Origin of the sequence: Pantoea trifolii (assembly GCF_024506435.1) — a bacterium.
GTDB classification, from domain to species: domain Bacteria; phylum Pseudomonadota; class Gammaproteobacteria; order Enterobacterales; family Enterobacteriaceae; genus Pantoea; species Pantoea trifolii.
On sequence record NZ_JANIET010000001.1, the window covers coordinates 2,202,834 to 2,219,546 of the forward strand.

17 protein-coding genes are annotated in these 16,713 nt (G+C 51.9%); 5 read left to right on the plus strand and 12 right to left on the minus strand.

Annotated features, from left to right (window positions below; translation table 11 throughout):
• Positions 1-41: 41 nt before the first annotated feature.
• A complete protein-coding gene (gene araD, locus NQH49_RS10205) occupies positions 42-740 on the minus strand; it encodes an L-ribulose-5-phosphate 4-epimerase (protein WP_256696551.1) in 699 nt (232 codons plus the stop codon).
• A 237-nt stretch (positions 741-977) separates the two neighbouring features.
• Between araD and osmB the strand changes: the two genes are divergently transcribed.
• On the plus strand, positions 978-1,196 hold the full coding sequence (gene osmB, locus NQH49_RS10210) for an osmotically-inducible lipoprotein OsmB (protein ID WP_008106509.1): 219 nt from the start codon (positions 978-980) through the stop codon (positions 1,194-1,196).
• Between the two features lie 69 nt (positions 1,197-1,265).
• On the opposite strand, the gene yciH is transcribed toward osmB, so the two are convergent.
• From yciH to pgpB, 5 genes are all read right to left on the minus strand, one after another.
• A complete protein-coding gene (yciH, locus tag NQH49_RS10215) occupies positions 1,266-1,589 on the minus strand; it encodes a stress response translation initiation inhibitor YciH (protein WP_256696552.1) in 324 nt (107 codons plus the stop codon).
• Entirely contained in the window at positions 1,589-2,296 is a 708-nt protein-coding gene (gene pyrF, locus NQH49_RS10220; protein ID WP_256696553.1) for an orotidine-5'-phosphate decarboxylase, read from the minus strand. Before pyrF ends, yciH begins: the two co-directional genes overlap by 1 nt.
• 202 nt (positions 2,297-2,498) lie before the next feature.
• On the minus strand, positions 2,499-3,668 hold the full coding sequence (gene lapB, locus NQH49_RS10225) for a lipopolysaccharide assembly protein LapB (RefSeq protein WP_256696554.1): 1,170 nt from the start codon (positions 3,666-3,668) through the stop codon (positions 2,499-2,501).
• Positions 3,669-3,674: 6 nt separating this feature from the next.
• The gene (locus NQH49_RS10230) at positions 3,675-3,980 is read right to left on the minus strand and encodes a LapA family protein (protein WP_256696555.1); all 306 of its coding nucleotides are present in this window, start codon (positions 3,978-3,980) and stop codon (positions 3,675-3,677) included.
• Positions 3,981-4,107: 127 nt separating this feature from the next.
• Positions 4,108-4,872, minus strand: coding sequence for a phosphatidylglycerophosphatase B (gene pgpB / locus NQH49_RS10235; protein ID WP_256696556.1), 765 nt, complete (start codon positions 4,870-4,872; stop codon positions 4,108-4,110).
• A gap of 228 nt (positions 4,873-5,100) precedes the next feature.
• Between pgpB and ribA the strand changes: the two genes are divergently transcribed.
• Positions 5,101-5,694, plus strand: a complete 594-nt coding sequence (ribA, locus tag NQH49_RS10240; protein ID WP_008106521.1) for a GTP cyclohydrolase II — start codon at positions 5,101-5,103, stop codon at positions 5,692-5,694.
• 48 nt (positions 5,695-5,742) lie between these two features.
• Here the strand turns inward: ribA and acnA are convergent, their stop codons facing one another.
• The 5 genes from acnA to topA all read right to left on the minus strand — a co-directional run bounded on the left by acnA (position 5,743) and on the right by topA (position 13,468).
• The gene (gene acnA, locus NQH49_RS10245; protein ID WP_256696557.1) at positions 5,743-8,424 is read right to left on the minus strand and encodes an aconitate hydratase AcnA; all 2,682 of its coding nucleotides are present in this window, start codon (positions 8,422-8,424) and stop codon (positions 5,743-5,745) included.
• A 443-nt stretch (positions 8,425-8,867) separates the two neighbouring features.
• Positions 8,868-9,047, minus strand: coding sequence for a YciX family protein (locus NQH49_RS10250; RefSeq protein ID WP_036648922.1), 180 nt, complete (start codon positions 9,045-9,047; stop codon positions 8,868-8,870).
• A gap of 3 nt (positions 9,048-9,050) precedes the next feature.
• The gene (locus tag NQH49_RS10255) at positions 9,051-9,209 is read right to left on the minus strand and encodes a YmiA family putative membrane protein (RefSeq protein WP_071531660.1); all 159 of its coding nucleotides are present in this window, start codon (positions 9,207-9,209) and stop codon (positions 9,051-9,053) included.
• Positions 9,210-9,702: 493 nt separating this feature from the next.
• Complete coding sequence (cysB, locus tag NQH49_RS10260; protein WP_007892425.1) at positions 9,703-10,677, minus strand: HTH-type transcriptional regulator CysB; 975 nt, start codon at positions 10,675-10,677, stop codon at positions 9,703-9,705.
• 193 nt (positions 10,678-10,870) lie between these two features.
• Positions 10,871-13,468, minus strand: coding sequence for a type I DNA topoisomerase (topA, locus tag NQH49_RS10265; protein WP_256696558.1), 2,598 nt, complete (start codon positions 13,466-13,468; stop codon positions 10,871-10,873).
• 369 nt (positions 13,469-13,837) lie between these two features.
• Between topA and NQH49_RS10270 the strand changes: the two genes are divergently transcribed.
• Positions 13,838-14,086, plus strand: coding sequence for a DUF2498 family protein (locus NQH49_RS10270; RefSeq protein ID WP_256698412.1), 249 nt, complete (start codon positions 13,838-13,840; stop codon positions 14,084-14,086).
• Between the two features lie 26 nt (positions 14,087-14,112).
• Here the strand turns inward: NQH49_RS10270 and sohB are convergent, their stop codons facing one another.
• The gene (gene sohB, locus NQH49_RS10275; protein WP_008106528.1) at positions 14,113-15,159 is read right to left on the minus strand and encodes a protease SohB; all 1,047 of its coding nucleotides are present in this window, start codon (positions 15,157-15,159) and stop codon (positions 14,113-14,115) included.
• A 173-nt stretch (positions 15,160-15,332) separates the two neighbouring features.
• Here sohB and NQH49_RS10280 point away from each other — a divergent pair, with 173 nt between their 5' ends.
• Together NQH49_RS10280 and cobO are read left to right on the plus strand one after the other, a co-directional pair.
• Positions 15,333-16,097: a YciK family oxidoreductase gene (locus NQH49_RS10280; protein WP_256696559.1), complete on the plus strand. Its 765-nt coding sequence runs from the start codon at positions 15,333-15,335 to the stop codon at positions 16,095-16,097.
• Positions 16,094-16,681 carry a cob(I)yrinic acid a,c-diamide adenosyltransferase gene (gene cobO, locus NQH49_RS10285; protein WP_256696560.1) on the plus strand — a complete coding sequence of 196 codons (588 nt, stop codon included), beginning with the start codon at positions 16,094-16,096 and terminating at the stop codon, positions 16,679-16,681. The genes NQH49_RS10280 and cobO overlap by 4 nt, the downstream gene beginning before the upstream one ends.
• Positions 16,682-16,713 lie beyond the last annotated feature (32 nt).

Here is a 16,713-nt window from a genome sequence, read left to right on the forward strand (position 1 = left end):
AAAGAAAGGCGCCTGCAGGCGCCTATGAATCTGAATCAGCCTTAATTCTGCCCATACCACGCATTTTTACCGTGCTTGCGCAAGTAGTGAAGATCCAGCAAGGTTTGTGAGATCGGCGGTAACTCAGTGCGCAGCTGCTCGGTATGCAGCGCCATGTAGGCTACTTCTTCTAATACCACGGCACTGTGTACCGCAGCATGCGCATCTTTGCCCCAGGCAAAGGGGCCGTGGGAATTGACCAGCACGGCGGGAATCGCTGTTGGCTCAATTACGCGCTGCGCAAAAGTTTCAATGATCACCTGCCCGGTGTTCCACTCGTATTCCTGCTCAATCTCTTCACGCTTCATCTGACGTGTACAAGGAATGGTGCCGTAGAAATCATCGGCGTGCGTGGTACCCAACGCGATGATTTCGCGTCCAGCCTGCGCCCAAATGGTGGCATGCCGCGAGTGCGTATGTACGATGCCGCCAATCTCTGGCCAGGCGAGATAGAGCGCGCGATGCGTAGCGGTATCCGATGACGGCCGCATGTTACCTTCAACCACCTCACCGCTGGCGAGATCGACAACCACCATATCGTCACGCTGCATCTGTTCGTACTTCACGCCCGACGGCTTAATCACCAATAAACCGCGATCGCGGTCCACCGCACTGACATTGCCCCAGGTAAAAGTGACCAGGTTGTAACGGGGTAGATCGAGATTGGCTTCCAGCACCTGCTGCTTTAACGCTTCCAGCATCTTTTTTCTCCTGCAAACTGTGATAGCTGAATTGTGCGGAGCGGTGAGGAAAAGCGTTATGGAAGGAATGGCTGTAAAAGCTGCGGAAAGTCGCTAAGGCGTTAAATGTGTGGCGCGGGTTGGTTTTGATGATTAAGGCTTGCAAATTCGCATTTTAGGACCGTTTTACCCTGCCGAGTGCGACGTAACATCTATACTTATACCGTTACCGCAGTGATAACAATCAAGGAGAAGTTAATGACTACAACAATGAAACGTCTTACTGCTGCCGTGCTGGCAACAACTTTAGTTGTCGCGCTGAGCGGCTGTTCAAACTGGTCTAAACGCGACCGTAATACCGCAATCGGTGCGGGCGCCGGTGCCATTGGTGGTTCAGTACTGACCAACGGTAGCGGACTCGGTACCGTTGGCGGCGCAGCTGTCGGCGGCATCATCGGCCACCAGATCAGCAAATAAAATATAATTATCAGGCTACGCAGCGCATCTACTTAACAACGGGCCACCTAATAGGTGGCCCGAACTGTTTCAACCGCCCGCCAGTTTGACTTTCATGCCTTTGGCTTCCAGCAGCGTTTTAATCAGGTCGCGTTTATCGCCCTGAATCTCAATCACGCCCTCTTTAACTGCCCCGCCACAACCACACTTTTTCTTTAGTTCAGCGGCCAGTTTTTCGAGCGCGCCATCATCCAGATCGATGCCGGTGATCAGACACACGCCCTTCCCTTTGCGTCCGCTGGTTTGGCGCTGGATACGCACGATACCATCGCCTTTCGGCCGCGGCGCTTTCTCTTCTTCATGGGTGATTCGTCCGCTGTCGGTCGAATACACCAATCGATTGTCCTGAGCCATTAAGCCTCCTGTAAACTCTGCAGGATTTGCTGCAGCGTGGCGGCTGGGTCGGCGGATTGGGTGATCGGACGCCCGATGACCATATAATCCACACCGGCGAGTTTTGCCTGCTGCGGCGTCATAATACGGCGCTGATCGCCTGCATCGCTGCCAGCCGGACGAATGCCTGGGGTAACCAGCGCGAAATCCTGACCAATCACCTGCTTAAAGTGCACGGCTTCCTGCGCCGAGCAAACCACGCCGTGCAGACCGCAATCGCGCGTTAAACGCGCCAGTCGTTCAGCCTGCTCAGCTGGAGACAAGGTAATGCCCAAACCTTTCAGATCGTCCTCATCCATGCTGGTCAACACGGTGACCGCAATCAGCAGCGGTGCATCATTACCAAATGGCACCAGCGCTTCACGTGCCGCATTCATCATGCGTGCGCCACCGCTGGCGTGCACGTTCACCATCCACACCCCAAGATCGGCCGCTGCCGCGACTGCATGTGCGGTGGTGTTTGGGATGTCATGAAACTTGAGATCGAGAAACACGTCAAAACCCCGTCCCTGCAGCGTTTTCACCAGCGATGGACCAAACAGCGTGAACATCTCTTTGCCTACTTTCAGGCGACACTGGCTTGGATCGATGCGGTCAACAAACTGCAGCGCGCTGTTGAGATCATGATAGTCGAGTGCCACCAGAATAGGTGAAGTGGTTACAGGCATAACGTTTCCTCAATGACAGGCACCCGCAGGCGCGATGGACAAACGGCAAGCATTCTACCTGCGCAGGCCGGTGCCGACAATCACGCTGCCGCCAGAACTTGCCTGTTCGACCGCTTGCTGCACGATGCTGAAGAAGTGTTAGTATTAAACATAATAGTATGTTGTAACTAATTAGCTCTGAATAAGAAAAACATACGGCCATTTATTGGCCGTCGAGTCCCCGAATGGGTTTAACCGAAGACCAGGCGCGACAAGATGGGCAATGCCAGTAAAGTGCATGCGCAGTGAAGCCACACTTTTGGCAACGATAACGCGGCTTAGTGCGGATTTGCTCACCAACCATATCGCGCAGCACCATCAAGCTCTCTTTCGCGCGTCCGTCTTCCGCTTCGTGTAAGTGGTAGTCCATTAAACGATGGAACACGCGCATGGTTGGATGACGTTGTAACTGGCGATTGATATACAGCTGTGCCGCTTCCGGGCCCTGCTGCTGCTCAAGGATATCGGAGAGATAAAGCTCTGCTGCGGCGCCGGTATTTTCATCGACACAGCGTTGTAAGAATTGTGCCCAGTTTTCAGGTTGGTTCAGTCGCTGATAGCAGGTTTCCAGCATCGGTAAGGTTTCACTCACCAGCTCTTTATCCTGCTCGAGTACGCGCTGCAGTCGGCTGGCGGCTTTCGCATACTCGCCCTGCTCCATCAAAATGCGGCCCATCATGATGGAGACGCGCGCACTTTGATGATCGGCTGACTCGCCCTTTTTCAACAAACTCATCGCCCGATCGAGGGCGTCGCTGCTTAATGCCTGCAACGCTAATTCACAGTAGAAATGGGCAATTTCGCCTTTCTGTTTGTCTTTGCCGAGCTTAACCAGCTTTTCCGCCACTTCGATGGCTTTTTGCCAGTCGCTGGTTGCCTGATGAATTAACAACAATTGCTGTAGCGCACCGATGCGGAAATCGGTCTCTTCTACCAGTTGCCCAAACATATCTTCGGCACGATCGTACAATCCCGCTGCCATGTAATCTCGGCCGAGTTGCTGGATCGCCAGTAAGCGCTGCTCGTAGCTGAGCGATGCGCTCTCCATCAGGGATTGGTGAATGCGAATGGCGCGATCAACTTCACCGCGCGAACGGAACAGGTTGCCGAGCGTCAGATGCGCTTCAACCGTGCCGCTGTCCTCTTTCAACATGTCGAGAAAGAGATCAACTGCCTTGTCCTGTTGATTGGAGAGCAGGAAATTTACCCCGGTCACATAATCACGCGACAGGCGATTCGCTTCCTGTTGCTTATCCTGATGTGCACTGCGGCGGCCCATATACCAGCCATACGCCGCAGCAACAGGAAGAAGCAGAAACAGCAATTCAAGCATCGAAAATTAATCCCGACGGCTGGCAGTTGGTGATGGGGTCACTGCGGTTGATTGTTCATTTTGTGCCTGCATACGTTTAAGTTTACGCTGCGCGTTAGCCAGCGAAACCCGTAAGCGTAACCAGAACAGGCCACAAATTGCCCATCCCAGCAGGAATCCAGCGCCAAACAAGCTGGCGAGCAGTGTTGAAATGCGGAATTCGCCCTGCGCTAGCAGATAGTTAAAGGTGATGACTTGGTCGTTATGCGCTCCGAGCGTGACGGAGATGATGAAAATGACCAATACCACGAGAAAAATAAGCAAATATTTCACAATGCGTCCTGTCGAGAGGTTATCCAAAGAAGTATGCCAAAAAACCGCCGTCGATGCTGCTTATCCCCACATCAGTTAGCGCTTTTTTCTGCAAGCACAATCAATCATATGGGGACGAATAGCGTAATTACAATCCATCATCACGCTGCGCTATCTCACGATGCTCTTCTGGCGGGATGGTGAGCGGGCCGCAGAAACGCTGCGCAAGTAAAGTGGCAATGGTGACCAACAACCAGGAAATCAGCGTTGCCATCACTAAATCACGCGGCCAGTGCATGCCTAACGCTAAACGACTGCCCATCACCGCGGTCGCCCAAACGAATAACACGGCAACCGTGGCGAAATGGCGGCGCGGCCATAATAACCCAATCGCCAATAACGCCCAGCTGGCGGCAAACATGGTGTGCCCGGAAGGAAACGCATAGCCGGTTTCAAACGCCCAGTGGTTCTTCAGCCATTGCGGCAGCTGAGTATCGTTGGCCAGCAAAGTTGAAACCATTTCGCCGCGCTGCTGGCGATGTAGCTGATAAAACTCATCACCGTTAATACCATGACTTTTTTCCAGCCAGATGACGTACGGGCGCGGTTCCTGCACCTGCTCTTTAATTGTTGATTTGGTGTACTGACCGGCAAGAATTGCGCCGTTCATAATGAGGATGAGCAGAATAGCGGGTTTAAGCCGAAAGCGTAAACACCACAACACCCAGGCGCTGAGGATGATACTGGTGAGAATGCCCCACGGATTGGTGACGGTTTCTGTCATCCAAAACAGCACGCGAAGTAGATTGCCACTTTCACCTGGTTGCCATTGCCAGTTGGATATCCATACGCCCAACGGCATCAACAACAATAAAAACGCCCCTAAGGTGGTGCGCTGAATGATTTTTAACATTCGCTTCCTTTTAGATCCGCATTGATACGTGCGTTGCACATAACTTTAGCTGAAAAAAGAATAACATACCTATTGCAGCTTGGATAATTGTGCTTTATCACTACAATCACTCTGACCGATTAACGGCAGCCGTTCGGGTTGTGGCACAATAGCGTAAGTTTCATCGGGCCACATGGCCCGTGCGTTATCATGATGATAGCGCATCCTCTGAAGGTTCTGGAGAGTCACATGCAGCTTAAACGGGTAGCAGAAGCCAAACTGCCCACGCCATGGGGAGATTTCCTGATGGTTGGTTTTGAAGAACTGGCAACCGGCCACGACCATGTCGCGCTGGTTTATGGTGATATTAGCGATCACAATCCGGTGCTGGCGCGCGTCCATTCCGAATGTTTAACTGGCGATGCCCTGTTCAGCTTGCGCTGTGACTGCGGCTTCCAGCTGGAAGCGGCGTTAACCGCGATTGCGGAAGAAGGTCGTGGCATCCTGATGTATCACCGTCAGGAAGGACGCAACATCGGTTTGCTGAATAAAATCCGTGCTTATGCGTTGCAGGATAAAGGTTACGACACTGTCGAAGCCAACCATCAGCTCGGTTTCGCCGCTGATGAGCGTGACTTCACGCTGTGTGCGGATATGTTCAAACTGTTAGGCGTCAATGAAGTGCGCTTGCTGACGAACAATCCACGCAAAGTTGAGATCCTGACCGAAGCCGGTATCAATATCGTTGAACGCGTGCCGTTGGTTGTCGGGCGTAACCCGAAAAACGCGCACTATCTCGATACGAAAGCCGAGAAAATGGGTCATTTGCTGCCGAAGTCTTAAGCGGATTTTAAAGCAGATAAAAAAGCCGGGAATTCCCGGCTTTTTCTTTTAGTTCAGCATATTGCGGATCACGTAATGCAAAATGCCGTCGTTTTGATAGTAGGTTAATTCGTTACCCGTATCGATACGGCAACGCGTTTCCAGCGTCTCTTTGCTGCCATCCGCGCGCGTCAGCGTCACATTTACAGTGCCACCCGGTTTAAGCTGTGACAGGTTCGCCACATCAATAAACTCTTCACCGGTTAGCTGCAGCGTTTTGCGCGTCACGCCAGCCGGAAACTCGAGCGGCAGAATCCCCATACCAATCAGATTAGAGCGGTGAATACGCTCAAAGGATTCGGAAATAACCACGCGCACGCCTTGTAAGCGCGGCCCTTTTGCTGCCCAGTCACGACTGGAGCCGGAACCGTACTCTTTACCGGCAATCACCGCTAATGGCACGCCTTCCTGCTGATACTTCATCGCCGCATCGTAAATCGCCAGCTGCTCGTTAGACGGGAAGTGTTTGGTATAACCGCCCTCCACGCCCGGCACCATTTCGTTGCGAATACGGATATTGGCGAAAGTGCCGCGCATCATCACTTCGTGGTTGCCACGACGCGAACCATAGGAGTTGAAATCGGTGCGCTCAACGCCGTGTGAGAGTAAATAGCGTCCGGCTGGACTTTCCGCTTTGATGCTACCCGCCGGAGAAATGTGGTCGGTGGTGACGGAATCACCCAGCATCGCCAGAATGCGCGCGCCTTTGATGTCCTGCACCGGCTTCGGCGTTTTCTCCATATCGTCAAAGAATGGCGACAGGCGAATATAAGTAGAATCGCCATCCCAATCATAAGTTGCCGCTTCGCTGACTTTGATCTGCTGCCACTCCGGCGTGCCGTCAAATACCTCGGCATACTCTTTATGGAACATATCGCTGGTCACTTTCTGCACTGCTTCTGCAATTTCTTCCGGTGAAGGCCAGATGTCCTTAAGGAAAACATCGTTGCCCTGTCGATCCTGACCGATCGGATCAGATTGCAGATTGATCTTCATGTTACCCGCTAAGGCATAAGCCACTACCAGCGGCGGTGAAGCCAGCCAATTGGTTTTAATCAACGGATGAATGCGGCCTTCGAAGTTGCGGTTACCCGAAAGCACGGCGGCAACCGTGAGATCACCCTCTTTAATCGCACTTTCTATCGCATCCGGTAACGGACCTGAGTTGCCGATACAAGTGGTGCAACCGTAACCAACTAAATTAAACCCTAATTCATCCAGATAAGGTGTGAGTTGGGCCACAGCAAGATAATCAGAAACCACTTTAGAACCAGGCGCCAGCGACGCTTTGACCCACGGCTTGCGCATCAGGCCGCGTTCCACGGCTTTCTTCGCCAGCAAACCGGCAGCCATCAGCACGCTAGGATTCGAGGTATTAGTACAAGAGGTAATCGCCGAGATCACTACCGCACCGTCATCCAGCTGATAGCTCTCTCCGGTTTCGCTATCGCGATAGCTGACGGTTTTATGCGGTTTTTGCGCCTGATTGACTTCCAGTTCATTGCTGGCATCAAAGGCTGAAGGAACATCGCCCAGCGATACGCGATCCTGTGGGCGTTTTGGTCCGGCAAGGCTGGATTCAACATCACCCATGTCCAGCGCTAAAGAGCTGGTGAACACCGGTTCATCGCCAGCATTGCGCCACATACCTTGTTGCTTGGCATAAGCCTCAACCAGTTCAACCTGCTCCGCATCGCGGCCAGTCAGCGTCATGTAGCTTAAGGTAACGTCATCAACCGGGAAGAAGCCGCAGGTCGCGCCATATTCTGGTGCCATGTTGGCGATGGTGGCGCGATCGGCCAGCGGCAAGTCCGCTAAACCATCACCATAAAACTCAACGAATTTACCTACCACGCCGTGTTTACGCAGCATCTGTGTGACGGTTAGCACTAAATCCGTTGCGGTAATACCGGGACGCAGTTTACCGGTGAGTTTGAAACCGACCACATCCGGAATCAGCATCGAGACCGGCTGGCCAAGCATCGCCGCTTCAGCCTCAATCCCGCCGACGCCCCAACCCAATACGCCGAGCGCATTGATCATAGTAGTGTGCGAATCGGTGCCCACCAGCGTATCGGGATAAGCAATCTCTTGCCCATTCAGCGTCTCATGCCAGACAGATTTACCGAGATATTCCAGATTGACCTGATGACAAATCCCGGTGCCCGGCGGCACGACGCGGAATCGATTGAAGGCTTTTTGTCCCCAGCGCAGGAAAACGTAGCGCTCATGGTTGCGCTCCATTTCCAGATGCACATTTTCACCAAAGGCTTTGTCATCACCGAAATGGTCCACGGTGACAGAGTGGTCGATGACCAGATCAACGGGGGATAAGGGATTGACTTTGGCGACATCGCCGCCAAGGCGTTTCACCGCTTCGCGCATGGCGGCCAAATCCACCACCGCCGGCACGCCGGTAAAATCTTGCATTAATACACGCGCCGGACGATAGGCAATCTCACGCTCGGCGTGAGCATCTTTTTGCCAGGCGACCAACGCTTCAATATCTTCCAGCGTGACAGAATCACCATCCTGCCAGCGTAATAGGTTTTCCAGCAGGACTTTCATCGACTTGGGCAAGCGATCAATATTGCCCAATTGCTGAGCTGCTTTGGGCAAGCTGTAGTAATGATATTTTTTTGCCCGAACATCAAGCATGTCCTGACTCTGCTCGCGTAACGTTAACGACATAGCGCCTCCATGTATGTAAATCTCTTTTTAAACCTCAGTGACTGCAAGGTTTAACTTAAAGATAGACCACATTATCGTTAACGTTTTGATAACAACACGAATTGACACATTAAAGCACAATGAAAAATGCCCCGACGTTTATCAGGGCATTTACATAATTCAGTTTAATTTGAGTTAGTGCTTAAATCATCGCCCCAAAGGCGGCAGCCCAAAAAGCCAGGGAAAAGGTATATACGCTCACCCAGGATAATGTCGTTGTATTAATGTTCATCATTCACTCCCTCCCGGATTCCGGGCAAAAAAAGTCCACCGTCTTCAGCGTTGTACTGATGACACCGTTTTTTTAATGCTGAGTGTTAAAGGACGGGCTTATAAATTGCCCACCGGATAATCCGGTAAAAGAGGGACTCAATGTCTAAATATGGAACAGAACGCATACCGCGTTATTTGGACTTCATATCCATGAAGGATTCAATAAAGTTACGCTGATTCTCACTGAGTTCCCACGAAACAGGAATGGTCACTTGTGGTTCAGTGGATACAACGTCTTTCACTTTGCACGCAGGCGTTTGCGGCTGACGCGCTGAAACCGGATGCTTACGACTGAGTGTATTTGCCCACATGGCTTAACCCCACATACGCCAAATCATTAACGCCACCACTACCCAGAACAATGCTGAAGCAGCGAAGACAGTCATCCAAGCTTTGCGACGGGTGTTGCCAGTACGCTCAACTTTGGTGCTTTTAGTCCGGAAGCCCGGCTGTACAGTTATTCTCGTATTCATAGTTTTTGATAATCACTCTCAATAAAACGATTGATGACAACGATTAAGATTTAGGACGAATCCTAAACTTGTTAAGACCGAAAATCCAGTTATTTTTATTGAGCACAACGATTAACGCTATTTATCAAAACACAAAAGATTGATGAGATAAATTTAATTGCCAACATAACTATTAATTAAATCATTACATTGTAAATTTGGGTTAACAGCAAATTAGATCCAATCTTAATTTGAGTTTAATTTACCAGCCCAGTAAAAAAGCCCTTCTCCATCAACTCTTAACTAGAGTATGGGAATATTCCTGGCGAGCTGCAAAGTAACATCGTAAAAATTGTGTACTGATTCGCATTTAATAGATAACAATGAAAAAACATGTGACCCATGTTTCATTTACATAAAAATAATGATTTTTTTTGAAGTACTCGTGGCGCTAAGCGCTAAGGGATTCCGAAGGTGCCCACTGGACACCTTGGCAAAAGAATGAGTTAGGAATTTACTTGAAGGGTAATTTGATGTCGCGGAACATGGCTTCAATGTCTTCATTGGAGCGCAGTGCGACCGCCGCATCCACCACATCACGCGTGAGGTGCGGTGCAAAACGTTGAATAAAATCATACATATAACTGCGCAGGAAGGTGCTACGTCTAAAGCCAATCTTGGTCGTACTATTCGTAAAGATTTCTGATGCTTCAATACGCACCAAATCGGGGTCTGCAATCGGGTCCACCGCCATGCTGGCAATCACGCCAACGCCCAAGCCTAAACGCACGTAGGTCTTAATTACGTCAGCATCCGTGGCAGTAAAGACAATGCGTGGTGTTAATCCTGCGCGATTGAACGCGGTATCCAGCTCTGAACGGCCGGTAAAGCCAAAGGTGTAGGTCACGAGCGGGAAATCCGCCAGCTCTTCGATCGTCACATTCGATTTACCTGCCAGCGGATGGTCGGGCGTCACGACGATGGCGCGATTCCAGTGATAGCACGGCAGCATGATTAAATCGTCATACAGATGCAGCGCTTCGGTGGCAATGGCAAAGTCGGCATTCCCCTTTGAAACCGCTTCCGCTATTTGCGTAGGCGATCCCTGATGCATATGCAGAGAGACGCGTGGGTAGCGTTCGATAAAGCCTTTAATCACGCCAGGCAGTGCATAACGCGCTTGCGTGTGCGTGGTGGCTACATATAACGAACCTTTATCTGGCCAGGTATGTTCACCGGCAACCGATTTAATCGCATCAACTTTGGAGAGCACTTCACGCGCAATCCGAATAATCTCTTCGCCTGCAGGCGTTACTTGCGTCAGATGCTTACCACTGCGCGCAAATATCTGCACGCCCAGCTCATCTTCTAACATACGGACTTGCTTACTGATGCCTGGCTGCGAGGTATATAAGCCTTCGGCGGTCGATGAGACATTAAGATTGTGATTAACCACTTCGACGATGTAACGCAACTGCTGCAATTTCATAGTTATATCTTCCTGGTAGCGACAGAGGTGCATTCCCGGCAGGCGTGTTTCCGCCTTGATTGCGGTGAGGGAGGGAAAGCGAGTCAGCGAAACGAAAAGAGTTCTATAACTACTATATCAGTTAAAGGAAGAATGTAGAACGATTAGCTATAAGGATAAGAGAAAGGCCAGCGTATGCTGGCCTTGCGGGACATTACTTTTTCGCTTCCTGCCATTTGCCGTCAATATAGAACATTGACCAGCCGGTGGCTTTGCCATCCTTTTCGGAAGAGACATATTGCTGTTTCGTTTTGCGACTGAAACGCACCATCGTCTTATTCCCTTCCGGGTCGGCGGCTGGCGCTTCTGACAGATATTTCAGCTTCTCTGGCAGACGGTCGGCAAAGCGTTGCAGCTCTTCCACCAGCGGCGCGCGCGTTTCACGTGATTTAGGGAAAGTATTCGCGGCAAGGAACACGCCCGCAGCACCATCACGCAACACAAAGTAAGCATCCGATTTTTCACACTGCAGTTCTGGCAGCGGCACCGGATCTTCTTTTGGCGGTGCGACATCACCGTTACGCAGAATCTTACGGGTATTTTTGCACTCGTCGTTGGTACAGGCCATGTACTTACCGAAGCGACCCATTTTCAGGTGCATCTCAGAACCACATTTCTCGCACTCAACAATCGGACCATCGTAGCCCTTGATACGGAATTCGCCCTGCTCGATCTCGTAGCCGTCGCACTCTGGGTTATTACCGCAGACGTGCAGCTTGCGCTGGTTATCGATCAAATAGCTGTCCATCGCGGTGCCACACTTCTGGCAACGACGACGGGCGCGCAGCGCGTTGGTTTCAGCATCATCGCCTTCCAGCACGTTGAGCACTTCATTTTCCGGGATCAGGTTGATGGTCTGCTTGCAGCGCTCTTTAGGCGGCAACGCATAACCCGAGCAACCGAGGAATACGCCGGTACTGGCGGTGCGAATTCCCATCGGACGACTACAGGTCGGACAGTCAATCGACGTCAACACCATCTGGTTCGGCTGCATGCCGCCCTCTTCCGGATCTTTCTCAGCGTCATCTAACTGCTGGCTGAAATCACTGAAGAAGGAGTCAAGCACCGCTTTCCATTCGGCTTCATTATTCGCCACCTGATCGAGGCTGTTTTCCATGCGCGCGGTGAAATCGTAATTCATTAGCTCGCGGAAGTTAGACTCCAGTCGGTCGGTAACAATTTCACCCATTTTTTCAGCGTAGAAACGGCGGTTCTCAACACGCACGTAACCACGATCCTGAATGGTGGAGATGATCGAGGCGTAAGTTGATGGACGACCAATGCCGCGTTTTTCCAGCTCACGGACCAGTGACGCTTCACTGAAGCGTGCCGGCGGTTTGGTGAAGTGCTGGCTTGGCATTAGCTCTTTAAGATCCAGCATGTCGCCAACATCCACCGGCGGCAGCGTCAGATCTTCATCATTTTTACGCAGCGCAGGCATCACGCGCGTCCAGCCATCGAAACGCAGCGTGCGGCCTTTGGCTTTCAATTTGAATTCAGCCGCTCCCACGGTCAGCGTGGTGGAGTCGTACTGAGCCGGTACCATCTGGCAGGCAACGAACTGGCGCCAAATCAGCTGATACAGTTTCTGCGCGTCAGCTTCCATATCCTTCAGCTGCTCAGCGATGATATTCACATCAGAAGGACGAATCGCTTCGTGCGCTTCCTGAGAATTCTCTTTGCTGGCATAGGTATTCGGCGCTTCTGGCAGATACTTTTTACCGAAGCTGCTCTCAACATAGCCACGCGCCATCGCCACGGCATCCTGGCTCAGGTTGGTGGAGTCGGTACGCATATAGGTGATGTGGCCCGCTTCATACAAGCGCTGCGCCATCATCATGGTCTTCTTCACACCGAAGCCCAAACGCGTACTCGCCGCCTGTTGCAGCGTTGAGGTAATAAATGGTGCAGAAGGCTTGCTGCTGGTCGGTTTGTCTTCACGATCCAGCACTTCGTAACGCGCTTTCTGCAAAATCGCCACCGCCGCGTGAGTTTGCTCACGATTAACCGGGCGGAACGCTTTGTCATTCTGATGCGTAACCTGCATAGCCAGATCGGCGCCTTTCGGCGTGGCGAAATCAGCATCGATTTCCCAGTACTCTTCTGGCACAAAGGCTTTGATTTCGTGCTCGCGCTCAACCACCAGACGCACAGCAACCGACTGAACGCGACCGGCTGACAGGCCGCGAGCAATTTTCTTCCACAGCAGTGGCGACACCATGTAACCCACCACGCGATCCATAAAGCGGCGCGCTTGCTGTGCGTTAACACGTTCAATATTGAGCTCGCCCGGCTTGTCGAACGCCTGACGAATCGCATTCTTGGTAATTTCGTTAAACACCACGCGGCTAAAGCGCTTATCGTCCCCACCGATCACTTCCCGCAGGTGCCAGGCAATAGCTTCCCCTTCGCGGTCAAGGTCGGTTGCGAGATAGATGTGGTCTGCATCGGCAGCCAGGTTTTTCAGCTCAGCGACAACTTTCTCTTTGCCCGGCAGAATTTGATAATCCGCTTCCCAACCATGCCAGGGATCCACACCCATGCGGTTTACGAGTGCGGCTTTCTCATCCTTTTTAACCTTTTTTCCAGGTTTCGCTTTTTCCCCGTCGGCACTTTTACGGGCAGTTGAACCGCTGGTCGGCAAATCACGGATATGACCGACACTGGATTTCACCACGTAGTCATTACCGAGGTATTTATTGATTGTTTTGGCCTTTGCCGGGGACTCAACGATTACGAGTGATTTACCCATATGTACCTTTACCTAAATGAAACGTCCTGATAAACGGGAGAGAATTGGAGGTCCCAAAACCCAATGGGTTCAATATTGCTGCCAGCATTTCGCATTTCAAGGCAGCAGGGATAATCTCAGGTCAGATTGCGTCGACTTCTGCAACTTTATGATTAGGAGCGAGTTTTCCATCTGACAGAACCACACATCCGGGTGTGATCTCCCTGAAAGCTGAATCGCCCACACTCTACCTGATAAAATCCGTTACGCAACTTAATTAGCATTCTGCCTAATTTTGCGCCAGTTTTATGACGCCATGCTGATTTGCTGAACGCGATAGCTCGCAAGTAATATAGAAGGAGAAAAATGGCTGTCAAAAAGAGGTGGAAAATGTCAGTGCCAACAGAATCTATTTCACGCCACGCGTTACTGGAAATAGCTAATCAGATAATCACGCAGCACGACAATTATTTTGTCGGGTTAGAAGCCAATGATGTGATTCAACAAGGTGAGGTTTTGGTGTTTCGCGGTCCCTATTTTCTCGATGATCAAGGCTTGCCCACCGCCAAAACCACCACGGTATTTAATGTGTTTAAACACCTCGCGGTCGAACTCTCCTCTCAATATCATCTGGCATAAAAAAGCCCGGCAATTGCCGGGCTCGGTTACAACAGCGGCTTCTCGCCGCGCTGCCATATTTTCAGAATCAACCGCTCTGCCGCCAGACTGGCGCTGTTAGTAAAGCGATCCATCATTTTACGCTTACGTGCATAGTGCACGCCTAACACGGTGAAGCGATCCATATGCTTAATAATCAACGCATCGCTGGTGCCGATTTCATCGACCAGACCTAAATCAAGCGCCTGGCGGCCATACCAATGCTCGCCGGTCGCCACTTTATTTAGATCGAGCGACGGACGCATCTGCTGCACGAAATCCTTAAACAGCTGATGCGTTTCATTGAGATCTTCCTGGAATTTCTCGCGCCCTTCGTCGGTGTTTTCACCAAACAGCGTCAAAGTACGTTTGTATTGACCGGCGGTATGCAGCTCAACGTCAATATCGTTACGCTTTAACAGTCGGTTGAAGTTAGGGATCTGCGCGACCACGCCAATCGAACCAATAATAGAAAACGGAGCGGCGACGATGCGATCCGCCACGCAAGCCATCATGTACCCGCCGCTGGCAGCGACTTTATCCACCACAGCTGTCAATTGCAGGCCGGCATCACGCAGGCGTTGCAGCTGCGAAGCCGCCAAACCATAGCCGTGTACCACGCCGCCTGGGCTTTCCAGACGCAGCAGCACTTCATCGCCCGGCAGCGCTACCGCCAGCACCGCAGAGATCTCTTCACGCAATGAGGTGACTTCACTCGCGTCCATGCTGCCTTTGAACTCCAGCACATACAGCGTGGGTTTCAGCGTCTCACTCACGCCCGCTTTGGCATTGCGTTTATCGGCTTTCGCCTTTTGCTTCTCTTCTTTCTTATGCTGCTTGAGCCACACTTTTTGCGCCTGTGGTTTCATTTTGGCGAGCTGCAGATCTTCCTTCATCTCACGATAATCATCATCAAGATGCGTCAAACGCAGCTGCCCGCTGCTGTGACGTTTACGCAGCGCGGCATTAAGCACAATCAGAACAATAGCTGCGATCGCCACCACCACGGTGACGGCCTTAGCCAGAAATAATCCGTAACTGGAGAAAAAATCCATTCTGCCGCCTTATTAAACAGTAAATTACAACAGCTTCAAGTTTACCCGCTTTACGCGCTGTCGTCGCCTGAAATGCCCGCAGGCGGCACAGAATGCGAGGCTAAGCGATTGCACCGCGCGGCAAATTCAGGCATAAAGCCAAAAACCTCCTGACCCGAGCAAAGGACATCGCTGTGCATTATCAACCGAAAAGCGATCTGCTGGAAAATCGCATCATTCTCGTCACCGGCGCTTCCGACGGCATTGGCCGTGAAGCGGCGCTGACCTATGCGCGCTACGGCGCGCGCGTCATCCTGTTGGGACGCAACGCCGACACGCTGCAGAAAACTGAGCAAGCCATCAACCAGTTAAACAAGCAGCCTGCATCTTCTTTGTTACTGGATCTGGCTCAAGCCACGCCAGAAAGCTGCCAGCAGTTGGCCGATCAGGTCGCTGCGCTGGTGCCGCGTCTGGATGGCGTGCTGCACAATGCCGGCATTCTGGGAGAAATCGTGCCGCTGGAAGAACTCGATCCGCAGATTTGGCGTGACGTGATGCAGATTAACCTTGATGCCACCTTCTATTTAACCCAGGCATTACTGCCGCTGCTGCTGCAATCGGATGCCGGATCGCTGGTATTTACCACCTCCAGCGTGGGCCGCACCGGACGTGCCGGCTGGGGCGCGTATGCGGTTTCGAAGTTTGCCACGGAAGGCATGATGCAGGTACTGGCAGACGAGTATAAAAACCGTCATCTGCGAGTGAACTGCATCAATCCTGGCGGCACGCGCACCAAAATGCGCGCCAGCGCCTTCCCGGAAGAGGATGCCAATTTACTCAAAACCCCGGCTGATTTGATGCCGCTCTACCTCTATTTAATGGGCGATGACAGTCGTCGTAAAACCGGCACCAGCTTCGATGCGCAGCCGGGACGTAAAGCGGGGCCAGCAACCGCATGAGCGATCGCCATCAGCAACGTCAGCAACGACTAAAAGAGCAAGTCGATGCTCGTATCGCCGCCGCCACCGAAACGCGCGGCATTTTGATGGTGTTCACCGGTAACGGCAAAGGCAAAACTACCGCCGCTTTCGGCACCGCGTTGCGCGCCTGCGGGCACGGTAAAAAAGTGGCGGCGGTTCAGTTTATTAAAGGCGAATGGCCAAACGGTGAACGCAACTTGCTGGAGCAGCACGGCGTCGAATTTCAGGTGATGTCCACGGGATTTACCTGGAATACGCAGAACCGCGAGACCGATACCGCCGCCTGTCAGTTGGTGTGGCAGCAGGCGCGTCGCATGTTGGCCGATGACAGCGTCGATCTGGTGATTCTGGATGAAATCACTTACATGGTGAGCATGGATTATCTGGATTTAAATGAGTTGGTCGATGTGCTGAACCAGCGCCCTGCACAGCAAAGCGTGATCATTACCGGTCGCGGCTGTCATCGTACGTTACTGGATTTAGCGGATACCGTGACGGAAATGCGTCCGGTAAAACATGCGTTCGATGCGGGGGTTCAGGCACAGCAAGGAATTGACTGGTAAAACGCTGACGCCGCAGAGCGCGGCGTCAGGCT

What these genes read in the sequence shown, in the direction of transcription:
- araD (WP_256696551.1), bottom strand. Translation starts at nt 740, where the DNA reads ATGCTGGAAGCGTTAAAGCAGCAGGTGCTGGAAGCCAATCTCGATCTA.
- osmB (WP_008106509.1), top strand. Translation starts at nt 978, where the DNA reads ATGACTACAACAATGAAACGTCTTACTGCTGCCGTGCTGGCAACAACT.
- yciH (WP_256696552.1), bottom strand. Translation starts at nt 1,589, where the DNA reads ATGGCTCAGGACAATCGATTGGTGTATTCGACCGACAGCGGACGAATC.
- pyrF (WP_256696553.1), bottom strand. Translation starts at nt 2,296, where the DNA reads ATGCCTGTAACCACTTCACCTATTCTGGTGGCACTCGACTATCATGAT.
- lapB (WP_256696554.1), bottom strand. Translation starts at nt 3,668, where the DNA reads ATGCTTGAATTGCTGTTTCTGCTTCTTCCTGTTGCTGCGGCGTATGGC.
- pgpB (WP_256696556.1), bottom strand. Translation starts at nt 4,872, where the DNA reads ATGTTAAAAATCATTCAGCGCACCACCTTAGGGGCGTTTTTATTGTTG.
- ribA (WP_008106521.1), top strand. Translation starts at nt 5,101, where the DNA reads ATGCAGCTTAAACGGGTAGCAGAAGCCAAACTGCCCACGCCATGGGGA.
- acnA (WP_256696557.1), bottom strand. Translation starts at nt 8,424, where the DNA reads ATGTCGTTAACGTTACGCGAGCAGAGTCAGGACATGCTTGATGTTCGG.
- NQH49_RS10250 (WP_036648922.1), bottom strand. Translation starts at nt 9,047, where the DNA reads ATGTGGGCAAATACACTCAGTCGTAAGCATCCGGTTTCAGCGCGTCAG.
- NQH49_RS10255 (WP_071531660.1), bottom strand. Translation starts at nt 9,209, where the DNA reads ATGAATACGAGAATAACTGTACAGCCGGGCTTCCGGACTAAAAGCACC.
- cysB (WP_007892425.1), bottom strand. Translation starts at nt 10,677, where the DNA reads ATGAAATTGCAGCAGTTGCGTTACATCGTCGAAGTGGTTAATCACAAT.
- topA (WP_256696558.1), bottom strand. Translation starts at nt 13,468, where the DNA reads ATGGGTAAATCACTCGTAATCGTTGAGTCCCCGGCAAAGGCCAAAACA.
- NQH49_RS10270 (WP_256698412.1), top strand. Translation starts at nt 13,838, where the DNA reads ATGTCAGTGCCAACAGAATCTATTTCACGCCACGCGTTACTGGAAATA.
- sohB (WP_008106528.1), bottom strand. Translation starts at nt 15,159, where the DNA reads ATGGATTTTTTCTCCAGTTACGGATTATTTCTGGCTAAGGCCGTCACC.
- cobO (WP_256696560.1), top strand. Translation starts at nt 16,094, where the DNA reads ATGAGCGATCGCCATCAGCAACGTCAGCAACGACTAAAAGAGCAAGTC.